This is a genomic window from Amycolatopsis sp. NPDC051716 (assembly GCF_040681595.1).
In the GTDB taxonomy this organism is placed as follows: Bacteria; Actinomycetota; Actinomycetes; order Mycobacteriales; family Pseudonocardiaceae; genus Amycolatopsis.
In genome coordinates this window covers 1-21,765 of record NZ_JBFAZA010000009.1, presented here as the reverse complement: position 1 = coordinate 21,765, position 21,765 = coordinate 1, and the positions used below count along the sequence as shown (strand labels likewise).

Sequence of the window (21,765 nt, the reverse complement as noted above, 5' to 3'; positions counted from 1 at the left end):
TCTACTGGGGGTTGGCGAGTGCGGATCGTGATGACGTTGCTGGTGCGCGACGAGGCCGACATCGTGGCGGCCACGGTGGAGCACCACCTCGCCGCGGGGGTGGATTTCGTCGTGGCGACGGACAACGGGTCCGTCGACGGCACCACCGAAATCCTGGAACGCTACCGCGACGCCGGGGTCTTGGAGCTGTGGCACGAGCCGGGCCGCGACTACGAGCAGAGCCGGTGGGTCACCGCGATGGCCCGGCGCGCCGCGGAGGCGCACGGCGCCGGCTGGGTGATCAACGGTGACGCCGACGAGTTCCTCTGGCCCGGCGCGGCGACCGACGTGGACCGGACGGCGAGCCCGGACGCGCTGGCCGCCGTCGACAGCCGGTGCGGCACCGTGGAAATGGTCCGCGACAACCTGGTAGCCGATCCCGCTCGCAGCGGTCCGTGGCCGTCGACGCACGTCCTGCGCGACACCCTGGCGCTGTCGGCGCGCGGCACGCGGATCGGGAACAAAGTGTGCCACCGCGCCGATCCCGGGGTGACGGTCGGCGTCGGCAACCACAGCGCGACCGGCGCCGCGCTCGGCGGACTCGCCGCCGAGCGGCCCCTGGGGATCCTGCACGTGCCCGACCGCGGACTGGCGCAGTTCACCCGCAAGGTCGCCAACGCGGGATCCGCGTTCGCCGCCAACACTCGCCTCGATCCGGGCATCGGCTGGCACATGCGCGAGGACTACCAGCTCCTGCTGGCCGGTGAACTGGCGCGAACCTGGGCTCGGCGGCAGCCGGACGCGGCCGCCGTCGGCGCCGGCCTCGCCGCGAGAAGCCTCGTCCGCGACAGCCGGCTCACCGATCGGCTGACCGCGTTGCTGCCGACCGCGGTCATTCCCGACGCACTCAAGGACGTTCTCCGCGGAGCGTAGCGCCGGGGTACCGAAGCGGAAGTACCCGGCGGCGCCGACCGGAACCCGGAAAGGGCTCGCCCTCCCACCCCGATGTCACTGACTGGCGGCCGGCGGCCCTGCGGGGTAGTCCAGGCCGGCGGACAGCAGGTCGAACGCCTGCCCGGTCAGCTCGGATTCCGGCGCCGGGTGGCCGGCCGCCCGCCACGCGGCCACTGCCGTCTGCACCGCGCACAGCGCTACCGAGGCCACCAGGTACGGGCGGGGATCCGCGGCCGGGTCCACGCCCATGCGGGCGCCGATCAGCCGCGCCACCTCGTCGAACCGGGCGGTCGCCCGCTCGATGCGTGCGGCCGTCAGCGCCGGGCTGACCGAGATCACGTCTTGCAGGCTGTGGAAGCGCGTGTCGGTCTCGGCCGTCCGGATGACTTCGACCGCGGCCGTTCGCAGCGCGGTCAGGACCGGCAGGCCGGCCGGTTGCGCGGCGAACGCCTCGAGCACCGCCGTGATCTGGTCGTCCGCGAGGGCCAGCGCCACGTCCTCCTTCGAGGTGAAGTACCGGAAGAACGTTCGCGAGGAGACTTCGACCGATTCGGCGATCTGGTCGATGGTCGTGGCCTCGAAGCCGTTGGCGCAGAACAGCGCGTGGGCCGCGTCGATCAAAGCTTCCCGCGTCCGCTGCTTCTTCCGTTCCCGCAGGCCGAGCTTCTCCATGCCGCCAGCATACGACAGCCGCGTCACGGTCAGACTTTTGTCAGTTGACGACACTTGGCACTTTGTGACAGCATTTGGGCATGAAGCCTCCCCCGCCGACGTCCCGCTACTGGAAGCTGCAGCGCCGCTTGGCGCGGCTCAACACGTTCCTGTTCCGCACCACCGGCGGCAAGGTGGGCGGGTCGTTCTTCGGCGGCGCGCCCGTGCTGCTGCTGCACCACGTCGGCCGCAAGTCCGGCGAGGCCCGGATCAGCCCCTTGATCTACGTCGACGACTCGCCGCGGCTGGTCGTCGTCGCCTCGAAAGGCGGCGTGGACGCCCACCCGGCGTGGTTCCACAACCTGACGGCGATGGCGGCCACCGAGGTGGAACTGCCCGGCGGCGAACGCCGGCGAGTCCGCCCGCGCGTCGCCGAAGGTGCGGAGCGGGCTCGCTTGTGGGAGCGAGCGGTGGCGGTCTACAAGCCTTATGCGACCTATGCGACCTACACCGAGCGGAAGATTCCGGTCGTCGTCCTCGAACCCGCCGACGCCTGACCCGCCGGCCGCACAGTCACCTCAGCGCCAGAACGGCAGGCAGGCCCAATAACCGGCCGCCACCACCGGAACCACCAAGAACAAGGTCGTCGCGGGCACACTGGTCGCCAGCCGTGAAGGCAGGCACCCTGCCCTCGCGGACATCCGCTCCCGCATGCGCAGCCGGATCCGCGGAGACGGAACCGTGGCCGACCAAGTCGCTTCGAGCGCGGCCTCGATCTCCCCGATCCGGGCGCTGCTGATCTGCCGGACGGCACGGATCCGCCACAACATCGCCATCCACGCGATCGTCACGGCGAGACCGAACACGGAAAACAACACGAGCACGACCTGCGGCAACCGGGCCACCCCGCTCGAAGTCGCCGAGAAGGCGATCAGCGCGCTGTTCAGCGTGATGAGCAGCCCGCCCATCCGGAAGTAGATCTGATCTTCGTGGAAGTAGTGCGCTGAAAGCAGCTTGTACTCCTCCAGCAGCCAGTTCTCTTCCCGCTCCACGAGCATGCCGACCAGCTCCCCACACCACCGGAAGTCGCCGGACCAGGCTGCGGCGACGTGCTCCCCGCAGAGGCGGTCCACGACCGCCGCGATACCGGGAACACCCGTTCAGCGCAGCGAATCCGGCGCGACCGGCCGTACTCGCCGCGGATCGTCCCGCTTCAGCGCGGCGATTCAGGGCCGTCCCGGACGATGCGGTAACGCAGATGCGTGGCGTTGCGGCCTTCGAGCCGCCGGACGGGTTCCAGTTCGACGGGGCCGAGTCCGGCCGGCTCGAACAGGCGGCGCCCGCCGCCCAGCAGGACCGGGATCAGGTGCAGTTCGAGCTCGTCGAGCTGGCCCGCCGCCAGCAAGGCCCGCGCCGCTCCCGCGCCGTGGACCAGCACGGCCCGGCCTCCCGCCGCTTCCCGGGCCTCGACCGCACACGCGGTGACGTCGGTGTAGAACTTCGCGCTGCCGGGCGGCTCGTCGGCCGGGTCGATGCGGTGGGTGAGCACGTGGATCGGCACGCCGTCGTGGTGGTCGCCCTGCCACCGCCCGGCCAGCTCGAACGTCCGGCGGCCGGATACCACCGCACCGGTCGACGAGGCCTCGGCGTACACCTGCCCGTTGACACCCTCGGACATCCGGTCGTCCAGCCAGTCGAACAAGCGCCCGCCGCCGCGGCCGAGTTCCTGGCCCGGCCGGTCGTCCGGCCCGGCGATGTAGCCGTCGACCGACATGGACATGTACAGCCGCAGTGGTGTCCTGGCCATTTTCATTCCCCTTCGTCCGGACAGCCGGCGGCGGCGTGCCCCTTGGACACGAAGCCGCTCTCACCGATGCGTCGATCGCGCGACGCCGGATTCGACAGCCCGGTCGAAGAACCCGAAACCTTCGCGTTACATCTTGACGCGGCCGACGCAATCGTTCAGAGTCCTCCTACTGCGTTCAGCCGCACCGCCGATCGATCACCCATCCCGTGCCCTTCCTCGTCCCCACCGCATCCGGCGCAAAATGTTAACGCTAACAGTGCGCGGGCGGTCCCTACGCCGAAAGGAAAGCTGCCATGTCGCTTGGACTTGCGCGTACCGCGAGGTGGCGCCGCCGGTGGCGCGCGGGGTCGGCCGCCGCGGTGGTCGTGGCCGTCGCGGGCGGGCTGCTCACGGTGGCCCCGGCCACGGCGTCGGCGGCCACTGTGGACACCAGCGCCTGGTACGTCCTGCTGAACCGCAACAGCGGCAAGGCCCTCGACGTCAACGGCGCCTCCACCGCCGACGGCGCCAACCTCATCCAGTGGACCCGCTCCAACGCCACCAACCAGCAGTTCCAGTTCGTGGACGCCGGCGGCGGCAACTACAAGCTGCGCGCGCGGCACTCCGGCAAGCTCGCCGACGTGCTGGGCGCGTCCACCGCCGACGGCGCCAGTGTGGTGCAGTGGACCGACAACGGCGGCGCCAACCAGCAGTTCAGCCTCGCCGACTCCGGCGGCGGGTACGTCCGGCTGGTCAACCGCAACAGCGGCAAGGTGGCCGCCGTGCAGGGCGCCTCGACGGCCGATGGCGCCGGTGTGGTGCAGGCGAGCAGCGGGAGCGGCACCGACCAGCAGTGGCAGCTCGTCCAGGTCGACGGGGGCAGCGCCCCCTGCACGCTGCCGTCGACGTACCGCTGGTCGTCGACCGGTCCGCTGGCGAACCCGAAGTCCGGGTGGGTCGCGCTCAAGGACTTCACCAACGTCGTCTACAACGGCAAGCACGTCGTCTACGGCACGACGCACGACACCGGATCGAGCTGGGGGTCGATGAGCTTCACCCCCTTCACGAACTGGTCCGACATGGCCGCCGCCGGCCAGAACACGTTGTCCATCGGGGCCGTCGCGCCGACGCTGTTCTACTTCGCCCCGAAGAACGTCTGGGTGCTCGCCTACCAGTGGGGTGGGCCGACCTTCTCCTACCGCACCTCGAGCGACCCCACCAACCCCAACGGCTGGTCCGCACCGCAGACGCTGTTCACCGGCACCATCGCCGGTGGCGCTCCCCTCGACCAGACCATCATCGGCGACGACACGAACATGTACCTGTTCTTCGCCGATGACAACGGCGGCATCTACCGCGCCGGCATGCCCATCGGGAACTTCCCGGGCAGCTTCGGCTCGTCGTACACGAAGATCATGAGCGACACTCCCGTCAACCTGTTCGAAGCGCCCGAGGTCTACAAGGTCCAGGGCCAGAACCAGTACCTCATGATCGTCGAGGCGCGAGGGACGAACGAGCGGCGCTTCTTCCGCTCGTTCACCGCCACCAGCCTGGGCGGCTCGTGGACTCCGCAGGCCGCCACCGAGAGCAATCCCTTCGCCGGCAAGGCCAACAGCGGCGCCACCTGGACCAACGACATCAGCCACGGCGATCTGGTTCGCACCAACCCCGACCAGACCAAGACCGTCGACCCCTGCAACCTGCAGCTGCTCTACCAGGGGCGCGACCCGAGCTCCGACGGCATGGACTACGGCCTCCTGCCGTACAAGCCGGGCGTGCTGACCCTGCAGCGCTGATCGAGCGGGAACGGTGAACCGGAGCGGGCGGGCTCGGCGCAAGCCGGGCCCGCCTCTTCCGGTCCCAGCGGCTTTACACCAGTCGTTCCAGCGCCCGGCGGGCGCGAGCCGGCGCCTGCCGGTCGCCGTGCAGCTGCAGGAAGTGGTTGAGGGCCAGCATGATCGCGACGATCTCGTAGAGCAGCTGGTCGATGTCGGTGTCCGGCGGCAGTTCCGCCAGGCTCACCGCCCGCCAGATGTTGAGCCGCAGCTCGCGCTGCCAGAGCTGGTCGGCCCGCACGATGGCATCGCGCACCGGTCCGTCCCGGCCGTCGAACTCGGCCGCGGCCGCGGTGAAGAAGCAGCCGCCGGGCAGGAGTTCCCGTTCCAGATAGGAAATCCACGCCTCGCAAGCCGCGCGCAGGTACGGCAGGCCGCGCGCCACCCCGCGCGCACGTTCGGGCACCTCGCGGACGAACATCCCGGTGGCGGCGTCGACGACGGCCAGCTGGAGGCTCTCCTTGGTGCCGAAGTGACCGATCACGCCCGCCTTGCTCATCCCCAGCTCGGCGGCGAGCCGCCCGATGGTCAGCCCTTCCAGTCCCTCCGCCGACGCGATCACCAAGCCGGTGTCAAGGATGCGCTGCCGGGTGAGCCGGGATTCGGCCAGGGACTTCCGGGGACTCATGCGAACACTATAGATTACGAACGATCGGTTGCTATTTTGCCCGGCTCCTGAGGAGGACCCCATGCCCGGCTCCCGCCTGACCGCGCTCGGCCACCACCAGCCCGCCCGCGTGCTGACCAACGCCGACCTGGAAGGCATGGTCGACACCTCCGACGAGTGGATCCGCCGCCGCACCGGCATCGCCACCCGCCACATCGCCGACGGCTCGGTGGCCGACCTGGCCACCGAAGCCGCGGCGAAGGCACTGGCCGCGGCCGGCCTGGACCCCGGCGAAATCGGCCTGGTCACCGTGGCCACCTGCACCGCGATCGACCGCTGCCCGTCGATCGCCGCCCAGGTCGCGGGCCGGCTGGGCATCCCCGCCCCGGTCTGTTTCGACCTCAACAACGGCTGCGCGGGTTTCTGCACCGCCTTGGCCACCGCGGACCACGCCATCCAGGCCGGAGCCGTCCGGCACGCGCTGGTCATCGGCGCCGAGAAGATGTCGGACGTCACCGACTGGACCGATCGCGGCACCTGCGTCCTCCTCGGCGACGGGGCCGGCGCGGCCATCCTCGGCACCGCCGACGCGCCGGGGCTCGGCCCGGTCGTCTGGGGATCCGACCCTTCGCGCCGGCACCTGGTCCGGCTCGTGGACGCGTGGCAGCCCGCGTTCGCCCAGGACGGCCAGTCCGTGTTCCGCTGGGCCGCCCAGGAGCTGCCCGCCGTCGCCGAGGAGGCCTGCCGCCGCGCGGGCATCGCCACCACGGACCTCGCCGGAGTCGTCACCCACCAGGCCAACCTGCGGATCGTCGAGGCGCTGACCGGCCGTCTCGATCTGCGCGACGACGTCGTGATCGGCCGGGACGTGGTCGATTCGGGCAACACGTCGGCGGCGTCCGTGCCGCTCGCACTGTCCAAAATGGTCGCCCGCGGCGAGCTGCCGCCCGGCGAGCCGGTGCTGCTCTTCGCCTTCGGCGGCGGGCTCTCCTGGGCGGGCCAGGTCGTCACCTGCCCATGAGTGACGGACGGGCCGGGACCTCTCCCCGGCCTTCCCGGCAAAGCGCCCGCTTACAATGGGCACGACCGGGCCGGCCGTCGTGGCCGCCGTCCGGGCGCGCGAGCGGGGAGGACCACCGGATGACGATGTCGCTGTCGGCCGAGCTCTGGCCGGACGTGCAGCCGGAGACCGCCCGGCGGCTCATGCTGGCCGGCGTGGAGGCCTTCGCCCAGCGCGGCTACCACGCCACCACCACGCGGGACATCGCCGCCGCCGCGGGGATGTCGCCCGCCGCGCTCTACGTGCACTTCCCGTCCAAGGCCGCGCTGCTGTTCGCGATCAGCCGGTACGGCCACGAGCAGACGCTCGCGCTGGTCGAAAACGTCGTCGCCAGGGAGTCCGATCCCGTCGAGCGGATCCGGCTGATCGTCGAGGACTTCGTGGCGTGGCACGCGCGGCGCCACACCGTCGCGCGGGTCGTCCAGTACGAGCTGCAGGCGCTGCCCGCGCAGGAGTTCGAGGTGGTCGCCGAGCTGCGGCGCCGGATCGAGCGGATCGTGCGCGAGGTGATCGCCGAGGGCGTCGAGAGCGGGGTGTTCACCGTGTCCGACCCGCACGTCGCCGCCCGGGCCGTGCTTTCGCTCGGCGTCGACGTCGCCCGCTGGTACAGCGAGCGCGCCCGCCAGACGCCCGCCGCGCTGGGCAAGGAGTACGGCGGGCTCGTGCTGCGGATGCTCGGCGTCGGCATGGCGCCCCAGTAGCGGACACAACCTGTCCGCTATCTCTGCCACGCTGACCTCGTGCACCACGTTCTCGACGCGCGGGCCCTCAACCGCGCCACCCTCGCCCGGCAGCTGCTGCTCGAGCGGGCCGGCCGGCCCGTGCTCGACGCCGTCGCCCACCTCGGCGGCCTGCAGGCGCAGGAGCCGCAGGAACCGTTCACCGGGCTGTGGTCGCGGCTGCGCGCGTTCGACCCGGCCGCGCTGGACGCCCTGCTGACCGGGCGGCAGGTCGTGCGGACCCACCTCATGCGCCGCACCGTGCACCTGCTGACCGCCGTCGACGTCCTGGCGTGGCGGAGCCGGTTCGACGCGATGCTGCGGCAGCGGGTCGTCGGCACCTACCGCCGCGAACTCGAGGGCGTCGACTTCGCCGAGCTCGCCGCCGCGGGCCGGGCGGTGCTGGCCGACGGCGAACCCCGCTCGATGGGCGAGCTCGCCCGGGCGGTCGCCGACCGGTGGCCCGCGCCGGGCCCGCGCCCGCTCGGGGAGCTGCTGATCGCCGCGTTGATCCCGTCGGCGCAGCTGCCGCCGCGCGGGCTGTGGCGCACCAAGGCGGGCGTGCGGAACCTGCCGCTGGCCGCGTGGCTCGCCGCGACGCCGACCCGCTCGACCCGGCCGACGGCGTCGGGCGGACGCTGGTCCGGCGCTACCTCGCGGCGTTCGGCCCGGCGGCGACGGCGGACCTGCGCGCGTGGTCGGGCCTGGCCGGCCTGCCGGCCGCGGTGAAGGCGGTGCGCGAGGAGCTGGTGGTCTTCCGCGACGAGCGGGGCCGCGAGCTGTTCGACCTGCCCGAGGCACCCCGCCCCGACCCGGACACGGTGGCGCCGGTCCGGTTCCTGCCGGCGTTCGACAACGCGATCCTCGGCTACGACGACCGCTCCCGCATCATCGACGACGCCCACCGCGGGCTCTCGGGCGCGGGCGAGCGGGTGGTCCTGGTCGACGGCCGCGTTTCCGCGACGTGGACGACGGAGAGCGACACGGTCGTGGTCCGGCCGCTGCGGCGGCTGACCGGGGCGGAACGCGAAGAGCTCGCGGCCGAGGGCAGCGAGCTGGCGGGGTTCTTGAGCGACGGCGAAAGCGCTTGCGTCCGGGTCCAGAGCTAGCGCGACGACCAACGGCTGCCGTGCTCGCCGGCGCTCAGCCGACCGCCCGGGCGAACCGCTCCGCCACTTCCCGCAGCCGCTCGACCAGCCCCGGCGGTGCCTCCTCGACCACGAAGTCGAAGCCCCACTGGGCCAGGTAGTACGGCACCGTGTCCAGGGTGTTCGCCCCGGTGCGCACCCGGCAGCCGTGCTCGTCGATCGCCTCCACCACGCCGGCCGTCGGCGGCACGCGCCGGGCCACCGCGTCGGCCGGGGCGGCCACGCGCAGGACCAGCTGGTGCGGGTAGACCGCCGCCGAGATCTGGCGGGAGACGTACTCCGCGAGGTCCGGGGCCGGGGGCTCGCGCGGCGTGAACCGGAAGCCCACCGCCGGCACCCCGGTGATCCGGTCCACCCGGAAGGTGCGCCAGTCCGCGCGGTCGAGGTCGAAGGCGACCAGGTACCAGCGCCGCCCCGTGTGGACCAGCCGCAGCGGCTCGGCCGACCGCTGCGTCGCGGCCCCCGACCGGTCGCCGTAGCCGAACCGCAGCCGTTCCTGGTCGCGGCAGGCGGCGGCGATCGTCGTCAGCACCGAGGCGTCCACCGTCGGGCCGGCCCCGGGCAGCGACACCGTCGCCGCCTGCAGCGCGCTCACCCGCGGCCGCAGCCGGGCCGGCAGCACCTGCTCCAGCTTCGCCAGCGCACGCACCGACGTCTCCTCGATGCCGCTGACCGTGCCGCTCGCCGCCGTGCGCAGGCCGACCGCGACCGCGACGGCCTCGTCGTCGTCCAGCAGCAGCGGCGGCAGGGCCGCGCCCGCGCCCAGCCGGTAGCCGCCCGCCACCCCCGGCGTCGCGTGCACCGGGTAGCCGAGGGAGCGCAGCCGCTCGATGTCGCGGCGGATCGTGCGGACGTCGACCTCGAGGCGGGCCGCGAGGTCGGCACCCGGCCAGTCCCGGCGCGCTTGCAGCAGTGAGAGCAGCCTGAGCAGCCGTTCCGAGGTGCCGTACATGGCACGCAGTGTGCCAGACATCGCGGACAGCTCCTGTCCGCGATCGGCCGGAAGGTGCAGTCCGGGCTTCAAACACTTGCCAGGCACCACCCCGGGCGGAAAGAGTGACGCATGCCGATCGATCCGCACACCCTGCTCGCCGTCGCCCGCGAAGAAGCCGAGCGGGGCAAGGCCGAAGGGGGCGTGCCGATCGGGGCCGCGCTGTTCGACTCCGCGGGCACGCTGCTGGGCCGCGGGCACAACCGGCGCGTGCAGGACGGCGACCCGTCGATGCACGCCGAAACCGCGGCGTTCCGCAACGCCGGCCGCCGCCCGCACTACCGGGACACGATCATGGTCACCACGCTCTCGCCGTGCTGGTACTGCTCCGGGCTCGTCCGTCAGTTCGGTATCGGGCACGTCGTCATCGGTGAGGCCGAGACGTTCCACGGCGGTCACGACTGGCTCGCCGGGCTCGGGGTGGAGATCACCCTGCTCGACGATCCCGGCTGCACCGCGCTGATGACGGAGTTCATCGCCGCGCGCCCGGACCTGTGGTTCGAGGACATCGGGGTGGAAAAGTCCGAATAGGACAGTAGCGATCGGGCTCGCTCGACCGGACATGCTTGACCAACAGCGCTTTACAGGAGCCGGTATGCCGTCATCCGTTCCGCTCGTGGACCTTTCGCCGTGGTTCGCGGGCACGTCCGAGGGCCGGGCCGAAGTGGCGGGCCGGATCGACCAGGCGCTGCGGGAGTCCGGCTTCCTGCTGGTCACCGGGCACGGCGTCCCGGACGACCTGCGCCACCGGACGCGCGAGCTGGCGCGGCAGTTCTTCGCGCTGCCCGAGGACGTCAAGCAGCGCTACGCCGTCACGGTCGGCGGCCGCGGCTGGCTGCCGCCGGGGGTCGAGGCCAACGGTTACGCCGAGGGCACCGAGACCCCGCCCGACCTCAAGGAGTCCTACTCGGCGGGCGCGGACACCCGGACCGGCGTGGCCGAGGTCGACGGGTTCTGGTTCCAGCCCAACGTCTGGCCGCACGAGGTGCCCGGCCTGGGCGAGGTGGCCACCGAGTACATGCGGCGGATGCGGGCGCTGGCGGACCACCTGCTGGAGATCTTCGCCGCGGCGCTCGGTCTCGCGCAGAGCCACTTCACCCGCCACACCGCGCACCCGACGTACACGTTCAACATCAACTGGTACCCGCCGATGACCCACGTCGGCCCGCCGGCGCCGGACCAGTTCCGGATCGGCCCGCACACCGACTTCGGCACGGTCACGGTGCTCGACCGCCAGGCCGGCGTCGGCGGCCTGCAGGTGTGCACGGCCGACGGCGAGTGGGCGGACGCGCCGTTCCACCCGGAGGCGTTCACGGTCAACATCGGCGACCTGATGGCCCGCTGGACGGGCGACCGCTGGCGCTCGACGCGCCACCGCGTCCTCCCCCCGCCCGCGACGGCGCCCGACGAAGACCTCGTGTCGTTGATCTTCTTCTACGAGACCGATCACGACGCGCGGATCACGTCACTGGCACCGCCGCTGGGCACGCGAACCTACCCCGAGGTGATCGCGTCGCAGTACCTGAAGGAAAAACTGGACGCGATCACGATGAGCTGATTTTCCACGCCCATTCCCGCTCAGCGGGATCGCCGGTTGCCCAGCCGTGCTCACGGCCGGATCACGACGCCGGGTCGGCACAGACCGTCCGGTTCCGGCCCGCCGCCTTCGCCCGCAGCAAAGCCCCCTCCGCCGCCAACAACGCCTCATCGAGCAGCCCAGCCGAACAGCCCGCCACACCGATCGACACCGTCACCCCCACGAACTGCGGACCATCACCCGAAGCCTTCAGCGCCACCAGCGTCGAGGCGATCCGCAGGCGGATGCGCTCGGCGATCGCCATCGCGTCGAAGGGGCCGGTGCCGGGCAGCAGCACCGCGAACTCCTCGCCGCCGGAGCGGCCCACGAGATCGGCGGCCCGGACCTCGTCGCGCAGGGTGCCGGCGACCGCGCGCAGGACGGCGTCGCCGATCCGGGCGCCGTAGCGGTCGTTGAGCAGGCGGAAGTGGTCGAGGTCGAGCAGCAGCACGGCCGGGCCGGATCCGCCGGGGCGGTCCAGCCGGGCCTGCGCCGCGCCGCGCCAGGACGCGGCGGTCAGCACGCCGGTGCCCGGGTCGAGGGTGACGTGGTCGCGGCGGCCGCCGCCCAGCCCGCCGCGGTGCAGCACGACGGTGGCGCCGGCCAGCACCGGAACCAGCAGCGGCGCGGCCGCCGCGGCCCAGGCGAGCGGAAGGCCGAAGGCCGTCATCGCGGCGTCGAAGGCGTACGCGGGTGCGGCTTCGGGTGGCCGTCGTGGCCCGTCGGCGCCGGTCACGAGCGCGGCGTTGACGGCGAGGAACACCAGCCCCGCGGCGGTGAGCAGGAGGACGGTCCGGGAGCCGAGCACCTCACCGAGGGGGCGGACGCCGGTCGCGGTGAGGAAGGCCCCCGCGACGAGACCGGCGAGCGCCGTCGCCGCGGCGCCGAACGCCTGCCGGTGAACGGGTCTCCTGCGGACCCGGAACCATTGGTGCAGCGCGGAGAGCACGACCAGCGCCACGGCGAGACCGGGGCGGAGCACGAGCACCCCGGCGAAGATCCACGGCGTGTCGACGCCGGGGCCGAGGAGGGTCTCCTCGCGGTGGCGCTCGACCGGCCGCACGAGCTCCGCCGACACGAGCATCCCGGCCGCGAGCAGCGCGAACGGCGTCAGCATCGCGGCGAGCGGCGGGAAGCGGAGGGCGGCGAGCACGACGGCGGCGACGGCGAGGGCGTCGATCCCGACGACGTAGCAGACCTGGGCGCGGCGCGGCAGCCGCCACAGCGCCCACCGCCGCGGGGCCCAGCGCTGCGGGACGAGGGCGGCCAGGAACCGGCCCGGGCGGCCTTCCCCGCCGGCGGCGACCGTGGAATCCCCCACCATTTCGGCAAAGTAGCCGGAATGCGGGCTCATGTCGATCCGCCTTCAGGGGAATTTAACACCGTCGCGAGTTCCGGGCACCGTGGGTCATTTTCCGACCGACGGAGGGTTGACACACAACATTGGTCTAGTCCACTGTGTGGTGGCACACAGCACTCCTCCCGGGTTGATCCCGCCGCCTCAAACCGGAGGTGCTCCACCTGCGCGTTTCGGAGGACCCCCATGAAATCAGTGCGCCGTCTCCTCACCCTCGCGGCCGCGGCTTCGGCCGCCCTGGCGACGACGGTCGGGCTCGCCCCGCAGGCCATGGCCGCGGTCGACCCCGTGCTCGCCTCCCCGTACCTGTACCAGTGGGGCGGGCAGACCAGCCCGACCGCCGCGATGTCCGCGACCGGCGTGAAAGCGTTTACGCTCGCGTTCGTCCTCTCGGACGGCTCCTGCAACCCCAAGTGGGACGGCAGCCGGTCGCTGACCGGCTCCGACAAGACGATGATCCAGAACATCCGCAACGCGGGCGGGGACGTGATCCCCTCCTTCGGCGGCTGGTCCGGCACGAAGCTGGGCTCGAAGTGCACGTCGGCCTCCGCGCTGGCGGGTGCCTACCAGAAGGTGATCGACGCCTACGGGCTCAAGGCGATCGACCTCGACATCGAGAACACCGACGAGTTCCAGAACAACACGGTGCAGGACCGCATCCTCAACGCGGTCAAGCTGACCAAGCAGAAGAACCCGAACCTGAAGGTCGTCATCACCATCGGCACCACCACGACCGGCCCCGACTCGTGGGGCAAGCGCCTGATCAACCAGGCCAAGGCGATCGGCGCCCCGGTCGACGTCTGGTCGGTCATGCCGTTCGACTTCTCCAGCGGCGGTGACATGGCCGCCCTGACGAAGTCCGCGGTCGACGGGCTGAAGAACCAGCTCAAGACCACCTTCGGCTGGAACGACGACACCGCCTACCGGCACAGCGGCCTCTCCTCGATGAACGGCAAGACCGACAACGCGGGCGAGACCGTCACGGTCGCCAACTTCAACTCCATCCGCGGCTACGCGACGAGCCACCACCTGGCCCGGTTCACGTTCTGGGCCACCAACCGCGACTGCAGCGGCGGTGGCGAGTGCAGCGGGATCAGCCAGGACAAGTACGCGTTCACCAAGATCGTCGCCGGCTACACCGGCTGACCCACCGGACCCGTAGTGGGGCTGTCGGGGGCCCTCTCACCGGCATCGGGGTCGGTGAGGGGGCCTTCGCGGGTCAGCGCCGCGGCCCACCGGGGTAGGGCCCGCAGGAGTACGGGTTGCACTGGTAGGGGTTCCAGATGACCGGCGGCGGGCTCGTCTTGGTCGTGGACGGGGGCGGCGGTGGCGGCAGCTCGATCGTGACGGTCGGAGTCGGGGTGGGCGTGGGCGTCCGGCGCGCGTGCATCACCGCCGGCGACGGCGTGGTGGTCTCGGTCGGGACGGCCAGCACGGTCGAGGACGGCAACGGCACGGCGGTGGCCGGCTGCAGCTGCGGGAACTGCGTGGAGCCGGGCACGGAGTCCGGCTGCGCCGCCAGCACGACGACCAGCCCGCCCAGCACGACGGTCACCACCGACGCCAGCGCCAGCCGCGCCGCCCCACGCGGCCCGCCTTCCGGCTCGACGTCCCGGCGCGCCGCCAGCTCGGCCGCCCTCGAGCCCGGTTTGCGCGGCCGCGCCCCGGTCTGCTTGAGCAGCTCGTCGACCGTGACTCTGTCACGTCGTCTGCGCGCGCTGCGCGTCATGCACGACCTCCACCCGATTCCCCCACGCCGCGCTCGCCCGCGACGCATGATCCCGGTGGATAGTAGAAACCCTTGCGGCAATTGTAAACGCGCTGATCGCCGCCCTCTCGTTACCGTTTCGAGACAACCGGATCGGCTTTCCGGCCGTAGCTGTCAACGAGGCGGCAACCGCTGACGGAGGGGCGGACAGCCGGGCGGCTCCGGACGCCTCGGCGACCCCACCCCCGCACCCCGCGGCCCCAACCTCGACGAGCCGCCAATGTCCGCCTGCGGCCGCCACCCGGGCGATCCCGGAAGCCTTCGCACTCCGCCACCGCGCCACACCCCCGGCCCCGGCCCGGGCCTCAACGAGCCACGAACCCCCGGTGCCCGCGGGGTCCCGGAGTGAACTCCGGCAGCCCCAACCTCACCACCGCGCGACTCAACCGGGCCGCGCTCCCGGCCCCCACCGTCAACGAGGCGCCGACTGCCGCCGCAGGGCGGACCGCCGGGCGCCTCCGGACACCTCGGCAACCCGCCACCGGCCCCACCGTCAACGAGCCACCAACCGCCGCCGCAGTCCCGCCACCCGCCGGGTCACCGGGGTGAACTCCGGCAGCTTCAGCAGCGCCAGCAACCCGAACGGCACGGCCATCCCGAGCAGCCCCTGCACCGGCAGCTTCACCCACGCCCCCGGAATCACCCCGAGCGACGCGGGCACCGCGCGCCCGGCGAGCACCGCGGCCACCACGCCGAGCCCGCTCACCGAGAGCGTGATCAGCCCGACCCGCAGCGACCGCTTGCTGCGCAGGTGCCCGAGCCGGACCCACAGCCAGACCTGGCCGAGGACGGCGCCGACCACGAACCCGGCGCCGTTGACGAGCATGACGCCGTAGACGACGTGCTCGCCGTCGAGCAGGCCGCGGCACAGGAGCAGCAGCGGGATCTTCACCGCCGTCATCACGAGCATGATCAGCGTGGGCGTGCGGGCGTCCTTCATCGCGTAGAACACCCGCAGCTGCAGCATGACCAGCGCGAAGGGCAGCAGCCCGACCGCCGACACCGCCAGGGTCTGGCCGAGCCGCTCGGCGTCGTCGAGGGTGCCGCGGCCCCAGGTGAAGATCGCGATGCCGATCGGTGTGCCGACCACGGCCAGCACCGCCGAAATGGGCACGAAGAGCACCGTGGACATGCGGGAGGCGAGCGAGAGGTCGCCGACGAGCGAGACCGTGTCGCCGTCCGCGGCGGCGCGGCTCATCCGCGGCATCAGCGCGGTCAGCAGCGAAACGCCGAGGATGCCGTACGGGAGCTGGAAAAGCAGGGACGCGTAGCTGTAGGCCGTCACGCCGCCGCTGTTGCCGCCGGTCAGCACGCGGGTGGTGATGACGAACCCGACGTGGCTGACGACGACGTAGCCGAGGATCCACGCGGCGAGCCCGCCGAATTCCTTGATCCGCGGGTCGAAGCCCCAGCGCCAGCGGAACCGGAACCCGGTGCGCAGCAACGCCGGGATGAGCACGACCGCCTGCGCGACGATGCCGAGCGTGGTGCCGAGGCCGAGCACGAGCAGCTTGGGGTCGCTCATCCGGACCGGGTCGAGGGTCAGCTCACCCGGCACGAACGCGAACACCACGAGCGTGCCGGTGACGACGACGTTGTTCAGCACTGGCGCCCAGGCCGGCGGGCCGAACACGTTCTGCGCGTTGAGGATGGCCGAAAGCAGCGCGAAGAGGCCGTAGAACAGGATCTGCGGCAGCAGCAGGTACGCCAGCGCGGTGGTCAGCCCGGAGTTGGCGGTCTCGGACGATTTGTCGACGTAGAGCGCGGTGAACAGCGGGGCGATCGCCACCGCGACGGCCGTGCCGACGGCGAGCAGCACCAGCGCCATCGTGATGAGCCGCTGGGTGTAGGCGCGGCCGCCGTCGGGGTCGTCGTGCGAGCGCACCAGCAGCGGCACCACCACGCTGGCCAGGACACCACCGAAGAGCAGTTCGAAGACGATGTTGGGCAACGTGTTCGCGACGGTGAAGGAGTCGTTGACGACCCCGGCCCCGACCACGGCGGCGAGCAGCAGCTTCGCGACGAACCCGGTGACCCGGCTGACGGCCGAGGCGACCGCCATCCGGCCGCTGGAGCGCGCCAGCGAGGAGCCGGCACCTTCCCCGCGCCCGGCGCTGACCGGCGACGCGGGCGGCCGCGCGACGATCTGGCCGGCGAACTCGTCGTAGGCCCGCCGGGAGACGTCGGGGTCACGGGTCGGCCAGTGCGGGCCCCGCAGCTCGCTCGGGAGGAAGACCGTCGCCTCGTTGTCCATCGGTGGGGGGTGCTCCGCCATGGGGACAAGCCTGCCAGGTCGGCGACCCGGGATAAATCGAACAGCTGTGCGAAGTCACGACCCTGCGTGACTTCATGATCAGCCGCTCAGGCGGCGACGGTGATCGCCAGCGCCGCGCGGCCCGCCTCGGTCAGCTCGGCGGCGACGCGGCCGGTGGCCCCTTCGGCGCCGGGGCGGAGGTAACCGCCGTGGGCCAGCGCGTGGGCGGTCATCTGATCGCAACAGGCGAATCCGTCGATGAAGAGGTCGGGCTCACAGCTGCACGACATCTGCGCACGACCCGCGGCCACCGCCCTCAGCATGGCCATCGCGCGGTGGGTGAGCTCGACTCCTGAACCGGACACCGGACTGCCTTCCTTTTTTCGCCACTACAACGGGTTATTCGCCCATTGGGCCGATGGTGTTACTTACGGCACTAGGACGTCCGGGGTGTGGGTGAGGTTCCCCGGGCGGAAAAGTCTGTCTCGAGGCAGACGCGCGCGGCGCCGCCGGCTGCTCGAATCGAGGCATGAAAGCACTGTTCAAGCACGTGGCGGCGGTGGCCGTGCTGCTGGTGACCGGGGCCGGGACCGCTACGGCGGACGAGGGCTTGGCGTGGCGAGACTGTTACGACGGCTTGTCGTGCACCGGGATCGAGGTACCCGCTGACCGGGACCACCCGGCCGGCGGGGCCACCGTCACCGTCCCGTTGCTGCGGATCCCCGCGCGCGAGCGGAAACTCGGCACCCTGCTGGTGAACCCGGGCGGTCCCGCGCAGTCGATCCCGCTCTTCGCCGTGCCGGGGTTCCGCGACCAGTTCACCGACCTGGCGGCCCGGTTCGACGTGGTGGTGTTCGACCCGCGCGGCCTCGATGTCACGTGTCCCGGGCCGGTTCCCGCGGCTCTGCCGGGGCCGCTGACCCAGAGCGCGTATGACGCCTACGCCGCCGCCAACGCGAAGTTCGCGGCGGACTGCACGGCCACCCCCGGTCCCCTCGGGGCCCGGCAGGTGGCCCGCGATATGGACGCGATCCGGGCCCGGCTGGGCGAGCCCCGGCTGAACTACTTCGGCAGCTCGTACGGCACGGTGTACGGGCAGGCGTACGCGGCGCTGTTCGGCTCCCGGGTCGGGCGCATGTACCTCGACAGCGTGCTGGACCACACCCGCTCCGATCCCGCGGCGTGGGCCCGGGCCGGCGCGGTGACGGCCGAACGCAACCTGTTCCGGATGGCCCGCTGGTGCGCGGCGGACCCGAGCTGCGCGCTGCACGGGCGGGACGTGATCGCGGTGTGGGACGCGCTGCCGGCGGGGACGGCCGTCGCGTGGGCGGCGGCCCGGATCGGCGACGACCGGAGCTGGCCGGCGCTGGCGGCGGGCCTGGCCGCGGCCGAAGCCGGGGACACCTCGGCGGTGACACCCCACCCGGCCCCGCCCGACGCCCGTCTCGCCCGGACGGCGTTCTGCGCGGATTTCCCGGACCCGGCCCGGTTCCCGGCCGCCGAACGGGTGGAAGCCGAGCTGCGGGCGGCGGCGCCCCGGCTGGGCTGGGCCGTGCACCCGTGGCGGGTGGCGGGACAGTGCGCCGGGCTGCCCCGGACGGGCCTCAACCCACCGGCACCCCTGCCCCCGATGCCCCGGGTCCTGGTGGCCAACGGCGACGACGACCCGCTGACACCCGCCGAGCACGGCCGCCGGGTCGCGGCGCAGCTGCACGGGAGCTATCTGCCGTCGGCGGGGAACCACGCGCTGTACCTGCGGGGGAACGCGTGCGTGCGCGGCTACGTGCACCGGTGGCTGTGGGACGGGCAGCTGCCGCCGGCAGGGGCGCGCTGCGGAAGCGAAGGTTGACCGGCGGGGTGGCCGACCGGCCCGGCCTTCACCGCCACGGCTCGCTCCACGGATCCACGGCAACACCGCTGCCTGGGCCGCTCAGCCACTCAATGCCCGCGCCCCAAGCCCGCCGAAGCCCTCGCCGGCAACCGCAACCACGCCAAACCGCGCCTGCCCGGCCAACCGGAACCCCGTCCCCCCAGCCAGCCGGACCCCGCCCCGCCCAGCCAACCCGCAACCCACTCACCAACCGGCCGGACCCGCACCGCTCAACCAACCCACCGACCGACCGGACCCGCACAGCAAACCGCACCCAACCCGGCAACCGCCCGGAACCAAACCGCACCGCAACCCACCGGCCGAACCCACCCCAACTGCTGCCCGAACCCGCACCGCACGGCCAACCGCAACCCACCACCAGCCACCCGAACCCCGCCGCCCACCGAAACCCCACGCCCGCCCCACCAGCCGACCGCAAGCACACCCAGCCACCCACCCCCGCCGGCTTCATCTCGAAGCCGCACCACCAACCCACCGGACGTGTACAACGTGGACATGGCCATCGACCACCCGAGCAGCCCGGGGCCGTGGCAACCGCCGGCTTTTCTCCGCGGCGCCAACGGCAATCTCCTCGTCACCGGCGCCGCCGCGGTGGTCGTGCTGGGGCTCGGGCTGGCCGAACGGGCCGGGGCCGATCCGCTCGCCGTCGGGGCCGGGGCCGCCGCCGTGGCCGCGCCGTTGCTGCTTCGGCGTCGCTTTCCGCTCGGCGCCGCCTTGCTCTGCGCCGCCGTTGTCATCGCCCTGCCGCTCTGGCCCGGGCGGCTGGTCGCCATGGCCGCCTTCGGGTCGGCCGCCTACCACCGGCCGCGGCCGCGCGTGCTCGGTTGCTCCGTGGGCTGGCTGCTCGTCCTGGCCGTCGCCGGGGTCCGGCCGGCCGGCGCCGCCACCTACACCGATCTCGTTCTGCTCGGCGTCGCGCCGGTCGCGGCCGGGTACGCCCTGCGGCTGCACCGGGACCGCGCCGAGCACGCCGAGCGCCTCTACCGGGCGGAGACCCGGCGGGTCGTCGCCGAGGAACACGCCCGCGTCGCCCGGGAGGTGCACGATGCCGTCGGCCACCACCTCACCGTGATCCGGCTGCAGGCCACCGCGGTCCGCCACGTCGCCCGCGCGCTGCCGCCGGCCGCCGACCGGGCGCTGGCCACCATCGCCGACGCCTCGGCCACCGCCCTCGCCGAAGTGCGGGCCGTGCTGCCGCGAACCGGCAGCTCACTGTCCGATTTGGACACGCTGGTCGAACGCACCACCGGCCCGGACCGCACGGTCACCCTCACCCGGCGCGGCTCGCCGGACGTGCCACCGCTGCTCGGCCACGCCGGCTACCGGGTGGCTCAGGAAGCGCTGACCAACGTCCTGCGCCATTCCGACGCGACCCGCGTGCACCTCGGCGTCGACCACCGCGCGGACGCCCTCGTGATCACCGTCGCCGACAACGGCTCCACCACCCCCGGCGCCCCGGCCGAAGGCAGCGGCCTGCGCGGGATGCGGGAACGGACCCGGTTGCTCGGCGGCACCCTGGAAATCGGGCCCAACGACCCGACCGGCTGGCGCGTCGAAGCCCGGCTCCCGCGATGATCCGCACGCTGCTCGCGGACGACCAGGAGGAGGTCCGCTGGGCCCTGCGCCTGGTGCTCGACGCCGAGGACGACATCGAGGTGGTCGGCGAAGCCGCCGACGGCGCCGAAGCCGCCGAGAAGGCCCGGTACGGCGTCGACGTCGTGGTGCTGGACTTGCGGATGCCCCGGCTGGACGGGATCGCCGCCATCCGCCGGATCGGCGAATCGGTCAACCCGGCGCCCGCGGTCGTCGCGCTGACCACGTTCGACGTCGACGAGTACCTGTTCGGGGCGCTCGCGGCGGGCGCGGCCGGGTTCGTGCTCAAGGACAGCGAGCCGGCGCTGCTGGTCGGCGCCGTCCGCGCGGCGGCGAAGGGGCAGGGCCTGCTCGACCCGCAGGTCACCCGCCGCACCCTCCGCCGGTTCGCCGCCCCCGCACCGCCGCGCGCGCCGGACGGCCTCGACCGCCTCACCCCGCGGGAACTCGAGGTGCTGCGGCTCGTGGCGAAGGGCATGAGCAACGCCGAGATCGCCGCTGCCCTCGTCGTCGGCGAAGGCACGGTCAAGACGCACGTGGCCCGGCTGCTGGCCAAGCTCGGCCTGCGCAACCGCGTGCACCTCGTGATCCACGCCTACGAACACGGCCTCGCCGACGACCGCTGACTCAGGCCGCGCCCCAGAAGGCGTCCTCTTCGGCCGCGTCGCCGGAGAACAGCCACGCTTCCGCGACCCGGCCGTCTTCGACCCGCAGCACGTCCACGCCGTGCTGGTCCATGACCGCGCCCTCGCGTTTCGCGGTGAAGTGGATCGGGGCCGCGACCAGGGTGCCGTTGGCCATCAGCGGGCCGGTCAGCGTGAGCTCGAACGACCCTGCACTGACCGTGATCATCCCGGCGAGCAGTTCGCCCACCGCGGCACCGCCCTGGTGGGTGCCGGAGAACCGGTTTCCGCCCGGCTGGTGCCAGCGGACGTCGTCGGCGAACATCCCGGCGGCGGTGGCGAAGTCCTTGGCGGACAACGCTTCGAAGTACTTTCGGACCACACTGGCGGGCTCGGTCATCGGATCGTTCCTCTCAGGCTTTTCGGGGGAATGATCCGATCGTCACCGCCGATGGCCGGTTACCTCAACGTAACCGCTGGCGCCTGTGACAGCCGGCACAGTCACTGCCGGGCGTCGTAGGCCTCGCGGGCCGCGAGCACCTGGGTGATGTGCGCTTCGGCCCAGTGACCCAGCGCTTGCAGGGGCGCGTGCAGGGTGCGGCCCAGCGCGGTCAGTTCGTACTCGACCCGCGGCGGCACCTCCGCGTACGCGTGCCGCTCGACGAGCCCGTCGCGTTCGAGGTCGCGCAGGGTTTCGGTGAGGACCTTGCCGCTGATCCCCTCGACCGCGGCGCGCAGGTCGCCGAAGCGCAGCCGGCTGCCGCTGAGGGCGATGACCACCATGGCCGTCCACTTGTTGGCGATCCGGGCGAGCGACGTGCGGGAGGGGCAGGTCGCCGTGAGCACGCTGAGCGGCGGATGTTCGGACACGGCCTCACCCTAGTGTCGCGCGTCCGAAGTTCAGTGACAGCGGCCCGGTCCCCGAGCGCCCCAATGTGGCCTTGGTTGCGTTGAACGCACCCAAGGCGGCCTT

22 protein-coding genes and 1 pseudogene are annotated in these 21,765 nt (G+C 72.6%); 12 read left to right on the top strand and 11 right to left on the bottom strand.

What is annotated here, in order from left to right:
- Positions 1–18 precede the first annotated feature (18 nt).
- Positions 19–912 carry a glycosyltransferase family 2 protein gene (locus AB0M30_RS14170; protein WP_364584035.1) on the top strand — a complete coding sequence of 298 codons (894 nt, stop codon included), beginning with the start codon at positions 19–21 and terminating at the stop codon, positions 910–912.
- A gap of 75 nt (positions 913–987) precedes the next feature.
- Here AB0M30_RS14170 and AB0M30_RS14165 read toward each other — a convergent pair whose 3' ends face one another.
- Positions 988–1,605, bottom strand: a complete 618-nt coding sequence (locus tag AB0M30_RS14165) for a TetR family transcriptional regulator (protein WP_364584032.1) — start codon at positions 1,603–1,605, stop codon at positions 988–990.
- A gap of 80 nt (positions 1,606–1,685) precedes the next feature.
- On the opposite strand from AB0M30_RS14165, the gene AB0M30_RS14160 reads away from it, so the two are divergent.
- Positions 1,686–2,141 (top strand): nitroreductase/quinone reductase family protein, encoded by a 456-nt coding sequence (locus AB0M30_RS14160; protein ID WP_364584030.1) that lies wholly within the window; start codon positions 1,686–1,688, stop codon positions 2,139–2,141.
- A gap of 21 nt (positions 2,142–2,162) precedes the next feature.
- Here AB0M30_RS14160 and AB0M30_RS14155 read toward each other — a convergent pair whose 3' ends face one another.
- Positions 2,163–2,717, bottom strand: a complete 555-nt coding sequence (locus tag AB0M30_RS14155; protein WP_364584028.1) for a hypothetical protein — start codon at positions 2,715–2,717, stop codon at positions 2,163–2,165.
- Between the two features lie 80 nt (positions 2,718–2,797).
- The gene (locus AB0M30_RS14150; RefSeq protein WP_364584025.1) at positions 2,798–3,391 is read right to left on the bottom strand and encodes a dihydrofolate reductase family protein; all 594 of its coding nucleotides are present in this window, start codon (positions 3,389–3,391) and stop codon (positions 2,798–2,800) included.
- A gap of 293 nt (positions 3,392–3,684) precedes the next feature.
- Between AB0M30_RS14150 and AB0M30_RS14145 the strand changes: the two genes are divergently transcribed.
- Complete coding sequence (locus AB0M30_RS14145) at positions 3,685–5,166, top strand: non-reducing end alpha-L-arabinofuranosidase family hydrolase (protein WP_364584023.1); 1,482 nt, start codon at positions 3,685–3,687, stop codon at positions 5,164–5,166.
- 73 nt (positions 5,167–5,239) lie between these two features.
- Here the strand turns inward: AB0M30_RS14145 and AB0M30_RS14140 are convergent, their stop codons facing one another.
- Positions 5,240–5,833 carry a TetR/AcrR family transcriptional regulator gene (locus tag AB0M30_RS14140; RefSeq protein WP_364584021.1) on the bottom strand — a complete coding sequence of 198 codons (594 nt, stop codon included), beginning with the start codon at positions 5,831–5,833 and terminating at the stop codon, positions 5,240–5,242.
- A 61-nt stretch (positions 5,834–5,894) separates the two neighbouring features.
- Between AB0M30_RS14140 and AB0M30_RS14135 the strand changes: the two genes are divergently transcribed.
- From AB0M30_RS14135 to AB0M30_RS14125, 3 genes and pseudogenes are all read left to right on the top strand, one after another.
- Positions 5,895–6,833: a beta-ketoacyl-ACP synthase III gene (locus AB0M30_RS14135; RefSeq protein ID WP_364584019.1), complete on the top strand. Its 939-nt coding sequence runs from the start codon at positions 5,895–5,897 to the stop codon at positions 6,831–6,833.
- A gap of 119 nt (positions 6,834–6,952) precedes the next feature.
- Positions 6,953–7,573 (top strand): TetR/AcrR family transcriptional regulator, encoded by a 621-nt coding sequence (locus tag AB0M30_RS14130; protein ID WP_364584016.1) that lies wholly within the window; start codon positions 6,953–6,955, stop codon positions 7,571–7,573.
- A gap of 39 nt (positions 7,574–7,612) precedes the next feature.
- Positions 7,613–8,700, top strand: a pseudogene (locus tag AB0M30_RS14125) (winged helix DNA-binding domain-containing protein).
- A gap of 34 nt (positions 8,701–8,734) precedes the next feature.
- Here the strand turns inward: AB0M30_RS14125 and AB0M30_RS14120 are convergent.
- Positions 8,735–9,691, bottom strand: a complete 957-nt coding sequence (locus AB0M30_RS14120) for a YafY family protein (protein WP_364584014.1) — start codon at positions 9,689–9,691, stop codon at positions 8,735–8,737.
- Between the two features lie 111 nt (positions 9,692–9,802).
- Between AB0M30_RS14120 and AB0M30_RS14115 the strand changes: the two genes are divergently transcribed.
- Positions 9,803–10,261: a nucleoside deaminase gene (locus AB0M30_RS14115; RefSeq protein ID WP_103336228.1), complete on the top strand. Its 459-nt coding sequence runs from the start codon at positions 9,803–9,805 to the stop codon at positions 10,259–10,261.
- A gap of 64 nt (positions 10,262–10,325) precedes the next feature.
- Complete coding sequence (locus AB0M30_RS14110) at positions 10,326–11,288, top strand: 2-oxoglutarate and iron-dependent oxygenase domain-containing protein (protein ID WP_364584011.1); 963 nt, start codon at positions 10,326–10,328, stop codon at positions 11,286–11,288.
- A gap of 61 nt (positions 11,289–11,349) precedes the next feature.
- Here AB0M30_RS14110 and AB0M30_RS14105 read toward each other — a convergent pair whose 3' ends face one another.
- Positions 11,350–12,630 (bottom strand): GGDEF domain-containing protein, encoded by a 1,281-nt coding sequence (locus AB0M30_RS14105; protein WP_364584009.1) that lies wholly within the window; start codon positions 12,628–12,630, stop codon positions 11,350–11,352.
- Positions 12,631–12,849: 219 nt separating this feature from the next.
- On the opposite strand from AB0M30_RS14105, the gene AB0M30_RS14100 reads away from it, so the two are divergent.
- Entirely contained in the window at positions 12,850–13,809 is a 960-nt protein-coding gene (locus tag AB0M30_RS14100) for a chitinase (protein ID WP_360177409.1), read from the top strand.
- 73 nt (positions 13,810–13,882) lie between these two features.
- Here AB0M30_RS14100 and AB0M30_RS14095 read toward each other — a convergent pair whose 3' ends face one another.
- From AB0M30_RS14095 to AB0M30_RS14085, 3 genes are all read right to left on the bottom strand, one after another.
- Positions 13,883–14,392, bottom strand: coding sequence for a hypothetical protein (locus tag AB0M30_RS14095; protein ID WP_364584006.1), 510 nt, complete (start codon positions 14,390–14,392; stop codon positions 13,883–13,885).
- Between the two features lie 532 nt (positions 14,393–14,924).
- Positions 14,925–16,685, bottom strand: a complete 1,761-nt coding sequence (gene murJ, locus AB0M30_RS14090; protein WP_364584462.1) for a murein biosynthesis integral membrane protein MurJ — start codon at positions 16,683–16,685, stop codon at positions 14,925–14,927.
- A gap of 107 nt (positions 16,686–16,792) precedes the next feature.
- Positions 16,793–17,050, bottom strand: coding sequence for a hypothetical protein (locus AB0M30_RS14085; protein ID WP_364584004.1), 258 nt, complete (start codon positions 17,048–17,050; stop codon positions 16,793–16,795).
- A gap of 164 nt (positions 17,051–17,214) precedes the next feature.
- Here AB0M30_RS14085 and AB0M30_RS14080 point away from each other — a divergent pair, with 164 nt between their 5' ends.
- From AB0M30_RS14080 to AB0M30_RS14070, 3 genes are all read left to right on the top strand, one after another.
- Entirely contained in the window at positions 17,215–18,534 is a 1,320-nt protein-coding gene (locus tag AB0M30_RS14080) for an alpha/beta fold hydrolase (protein WP_364584002.1), read from the top strand.
- 537 nt (positions 18,535–19,071) lie between these two features.
- Positions 19,072–20,151 (top strand): sensor histidine kinase, encoded by a 1,080-nt coding sequence (locus tag AB0M30_RS14075; protein ID WP_364584000.1) that lies wholly within the window; start codon positions 19,072–19,074, stop codon positions 20,149–20,151.
- Positions 20,148–20,795, top strand: a complete 648-nt coding sequence (locus tag AB0M30_RS14070) for a response regulator transcription factor (protein WP_364583997.1) — start codon at positions 20,148–20,150, stop codon at positions 20,793–20,795. Before AB0M30_RS14075 ends, AB0M30_RS14070 begins: the two co-directional genes overlap by 4 nt.
- Before the next feature lies 1 nt (position 20,796).
- Here AB0M30_RS14070 and AB0M30_RS14065 read toward each other — a convergent pair whose 3' ends face one another.
- Positions 20,797–21,192, bottom strand: a complete 396-nt coding sequence (locus AB0M30_RS14065; RefSeq protein ID WP_364583994.1) for a nuclear transport factor 2 family protein — start codon at positions 21,190–21,192, stop codon at positions 20,797–20,799.
- Positions 21,193–21,293: 101 nt separating this feature from the next.
- Positions 21,294–21,662 carry a helix-turn-helix domain-containing protein gene (locus AB0M30_RS14060; RefSeq protein ID WP_364583991.1) on the bottom strand — a complete coding sequence of 123 codons (369 nt, stop codon included), beginning with the start codon at positions 21,660–21,662 and terminating at the stop codon, positions 21,294–21,296.
- Between the last annotated feature and the right edge of the window lie 103 nt (positions 21,663–21,765).